The organism is Streptomyces sp. SBT349 (assembly GCF_001083795.1).
Lineage (GTDB): Bacteria > Actinomycetota > Actinomycetes > Streptomycetales > Streptomycetaceae > Streptomyces.
In genome coordinates this window covers 1-4,470 of record NZ_LAVK01000483.1, presented here as the reverse complement: position 1 = coordinate 4,470, position 4,470 = coordinate 1, and the positions used below count along the sequence as shown (strand labels likewise).

Sequence of the window (4,470 nt, the reverse complement as noted above, 5' to 3'; positions counted from 1 at the left end):
GCCCACCGCCGTGGAACTGCCGGGCCGGGTCGGCGATCCCGGCGCCCTCCCGGCGGACGGCGCGCCCGACCTCGTCGTCGCGCACGTCGACCCGGACGCCGACGTCCGGGACGCCGTCACCGGGACGCTCGCGCTGCTGCGCCGCTGGCTGGAGGAGGGCCCGGACGCCGCCCGGCTGGCGCTCGTCACCCGGTCCGGCCGGCCGGCGCACGCCGCCGTGTGGGGCCTGGTCCGCTCCGCCCAGGCCGAGAACCCCGCCCGCTTCGTGCTCGTGGACAGCGACCGGGACCGCCCCTCGCCCGCGGACGTGGCGACGGCCGTCGCGAGCGGCGAGGAGCAGCTCCGGCTGCGCGGCGAGGAGACGCTGTGCCCGCGCCTGACACGGGCGGACGACGGCGATGTCCTGCTGCCCCCGGACGAACCCTGGCGACTGGAGACCACCGCCGCCGGGACGCTGGAGAACCTCCGCCTTGCACCCTGCCCCGAGGCGCAGGCCCCGCTGAAGGCGGGTGAGGTCCGCGTCTCGGTGCGCGCCGCCGGAATGAACTTCCGGGACGTGCTGATCGCGCTCGGCATGTACTCGGGCGAGTCGGCCGCCTGGCTGGGCGACGAGGCCGCCGGTGTCGTCGTCGAGACCGGGCCGGGCGTCACCGCCCTCGCGGTCGGTGACCCGGTCATGGGCGTGGTCGCCCGCGGCTTCGCCCCCCTGGTCGTCGCCGACGCGAGGGCGCTGGTCCGCGTCCCCGAGGGGTGGTCCTTCGAGACGGCGGCCGGCCTGCCGATCGCCCTGGTGACCGCCTGGCACGCACTGGTCGAACTCGCCGACCTGCGCGCCGGGGAGGCGGTGCTCGTGCACTCCGGCGCCGGGGGCGTCGGCATGGCGGCCGTGCAACTGGCCCGCCACCTGGGCGCCGAGGTCTTCGCCACCGCGAGCCCCGGCAAGTGGGACGCGCTGCGCGGCCTCGGCCTGGACGACGCGCACATCGCCTCCACCGGCGACATCTCCTTCCGCGACGCGTTCCGCGCGGCGACCGGCGGGCGCGGCGTGGACGTGGTCCTCAACGCGTTCACCGGGGAGTTCGTCGACGCCTCCCTCGACCTGCTGCCCCGGGGCGGACGGTTCCTGGAGATGGGCAAGGCGGATCCGCGCGATCCCGGCGAGCTGGCCGAACGGCACCCGGGCGTCGCGTACCGGACGTTCGACATCGCGACGCTCCCGCCCGAGCGGCTCGGCGACATCCTCGCCCGCGCGGTCGCGCTCCTGGTGACCGGCGAGCTGAAGCCCCTGCCGGTCAGGACGTTCGACATGCGGCACGCCCGGGAGGCGTTCCGGTTCGTCAGCCAGGCCAGGCACGTCGGCAAGGTCGTCCTGACCGCGCCCCGCACCTTCGAACCGGGCGGGACCGTGCTGATCACCGGCGGCACCGGGACCCTGGGACGCCTGGTCGCCCACCACCTGGTGCGGCGGCACGGGATACGGCACCTGCTGCTGGTCAGCCGACGGGGCCGGGCCGCCGAGGGCGCCGAGGAGTGGATCGGCACGCTGGAACGGCTGGGCGCCTCGGTGAACGTGGCCGCCTGCGACGTCGCCGACCGCGCGGCGCTGGCCGGGGTCCTGGCCGGCATCTCGCCGGAACACCCGCTCACCGGGGTGGTGCACACGGCGGGCGTCGTGGACGACGCCGTCATCCCCTCGCTGACGGACCAGCAGGTCGACCGGGTCCTCGGCCCGAAGGCCGACGCGGCGCTCGCCCTGGAGGAGCTGACCGCGGGCGCGGACCTGTCCGCCTTCGTCCTGTTCTCCTCGGCCACCGGCGTGCTCGGCGGCCCCGGGCAGGGCAACTACGCGGCGGCCAACGCCTTCCTCGACGAACTCGCCGCGCGCCGCCACGAACGCGGCCTGCCCGCCGTCTCGCTGGCCTGGGGCCTGTGGGAGGAGGCGAGCGGCATGACGGCGGCGCTCGGCGCGGGCGACCGGGCGCGGTTCGGGCGCTCGGGCGTGCGGGCCCTCGACTCCCAGGAGGGACTCGCCCTGTTCGACGCCGCGCTCGACCTCGGCGCGCCCGCGGTCGTCCCCATCCGGCTGGACCTGACGGCGGTCCGGGCCCGCGCGGCGGCGGAGGGCGGCGTGCCCCCGCTGCTGCGCGGGCTGGTCCGGGCCCCGGCGCGGCGGGCCGCGGACACGGCGTCGGCCCCCACGGACGCCCAGGAGACGAAGCGCCGCCTGGCCGGGGCCTCGGAGGCCGAACGCCGGCGGATCGCCCTGGAGCTGATCCGGGAACAGGCTGCGGCCGTCCTCGGCCACAGCGAGGTGCGGGACATCGGCGCCGAACGCAGCTTCCGCGATGCCGGGTTCGACTCCCTGACCGCCGTCGAACTGCGCAACAGACTCGCCACGGCCACCGGAGTCCGCCTGTCGGCCACGGCCGTCTTCGACCACCCCACCCCCGCCGAGCTGGCCGAGCAGATCCTCGGCCAGATCACGCCGGACGAGGGCGGCGCCAACGCCACGCAGGTGCTGACCGAACTCGACCGCCTCAAGGGTGCCCTCGCGGCGCTGACCGCGCCGGGAGACCTGGGCGGCGAGATCACGCTGAGGCTGCGCTCGCTGCTCACGCAGTGGGACGGCCGAAGCAGCGCGGAGAACGACGAGAAGGCCGACGACTCCGTCGAGTCGGCGTCCGACCAAGAACTCTTCGAGCTGCTCGACGACCTCGAAACCTTCCGACGCAGTCCTGGATGAGTGACACCGACATGAGTAACGAAGAGAAGCTTCGCGATTACCTCAAGCGGGCCACCACGGACCTGCGGCAGGCACACCGGCGCCTCACCGAGCTGGAGGAGCGCGAGCACGAGCCGATCGCCATCGTCGGCATGGCCTGCCGCTACCCCGGCGACGTGCGGTCGCCGGAGGACCTGTGGCGGCTGGTCGACGAGGGCGGCGACGCGATCTCCGGCTTCCCCACCAACCGGGGCTGGGACCTGGAGGCGCTCTACGACCCCGACCCGGACACGCCCGGCACCAGCTACGTGCGCGAGGGCGGCTTCCTCTACGACTGCGACGAGTTCGACGCCCGGCTCTTCGGGATCTCGCCGCGCGAGGCGCTGGCGATGGACCCGCAGCAGCGGCTGCTGCTGGAGACCTCCTGGGAGGTCATCGAGCGGTCCGGCATCAGCCCCTCCTCGCTCAAGGGCACCAGCACCGGCGTCTTCGTCGGGGCGGGCAACTACGGGTACGGCGGGACCTTCGGCAAGCTCCCGGACGGCGTCGAGGGCTACGCCATGACCGGCAAGGACGCCAGCGTCGCCTCCGGCCGCATCGCCTACACCCTCGGCCTCGAAGGACCGGCGGTGACCGTGGACACGGCCTGCTCGTCCTCGCTGGTGGCGCTCCACCTCGCCGTCTCGGCCCTGCGCTCGGGGGAGTGCTCCCTGGCCATCGCCGGCGGCGTCGCCGTCCTGGGCACCCCCGAGATGTTCACCGAGTTCAGCCGTCAGCGCGGGCTGTCCCCCGACGGCCGGTGCAAGGCGTTCGCCGCCGCCGCCGACGGAACGAGCTGGGCCGAGGGCATCGGCATGCTCATCGTGGAACGCCTCTCCGACGCGCGGGAGAACGGTCACCAGGTCCTCGCCGTGGTCCGTGGCTCGGCGATCAACCAGGACGGCGCGAGCAACGGGCTGACCGCCCCCAACGCCCCCGCCCAGCAGCGGGTGATCCGGCAGGCGTTGGCCAACGCCCGGCTCGCGGCCAACGAGGTGCACGCGGTGGAGGCGCATGGCACGGGGACGTCGCTGGGTGACCCGATCGAGGCACAGGCGCTACTGGCCACCTACGGCAAGGGCCGCGACGCCGACCGTCCGCTCTGGCTCGGCTCCTTCAAGTCGAACATCGGCCACGCGCAGCGCGCGGCGGGCGTCGGCGGCGTGATCAAGATGGTGATGGCCATGCGGGAGGGCGTGCTGCCCAGGACCCTGCACGTGGACGCGCCCTCCTCGCACGTCGACTGGGAATCGGGCGCCGTGCGGCTGCTGACGGAGGCCAGGCCGTGGCCCGGGACCGGCGAGCCGCGTCGCGCCGCCGTCTCCTCGTTCGGCATCAGCGGGACGAACGCGCACGTGATCCTGGAGCAGGGCATGGTCGCGGAGGGGGCCGGTCTTCCGGACGGTGCGGCGGACGAGGGCGCGGCCGGTGGGATGACGGTGTGGCCGCTCTCCGCGGCGGACGAGGGTGCGTTGCGGGAGGGTGCGGCGCGGTTGGGTGAGTTTGTCGGTGGGTGTGGTGTGGGTGTGGGTGATGTGGGTCGGGCGTTGGTGGTGTCGCGTGCGGCTTTGGATTGTCGTGCGGTGGTGGTGGGGCGTGGTCGTGGTGAGTTGTTGGGTGGGTTGTCGGGGTTGAGTGGTGCGGTGGTGGGTTCGGTGGTGGAGGGTGCGGGGCGTCCGGTGTTCGTGTTTCCGGGGCAGGGGTCGCAG

General features: G+C 74.5%; 2 protein-coding genes. Both read left to right on the top strand.

What is annotated here, in order from left to right; genetic code table 11:
* Positions 1-2,743, top strand: a 2,743-nt coding sequence (locus ADY01_RS33280; RefSeq protein ID WP_049580485.1) for an SDR family NAD(P)-dependent oxidoreductase, incomplete at its 5' end; no start/stop codon positions are given.
* Positions 2,744-2,754: 11 nt separating this feature from the next.
* Positions 2,755-4,470: type I polyketide synthase (locus tag ADY01_RS33275; RefSeq protein ID WP_049580484.1), on the top strand; the 1,716-nt coding region annotated here is incomplete at its 3' end.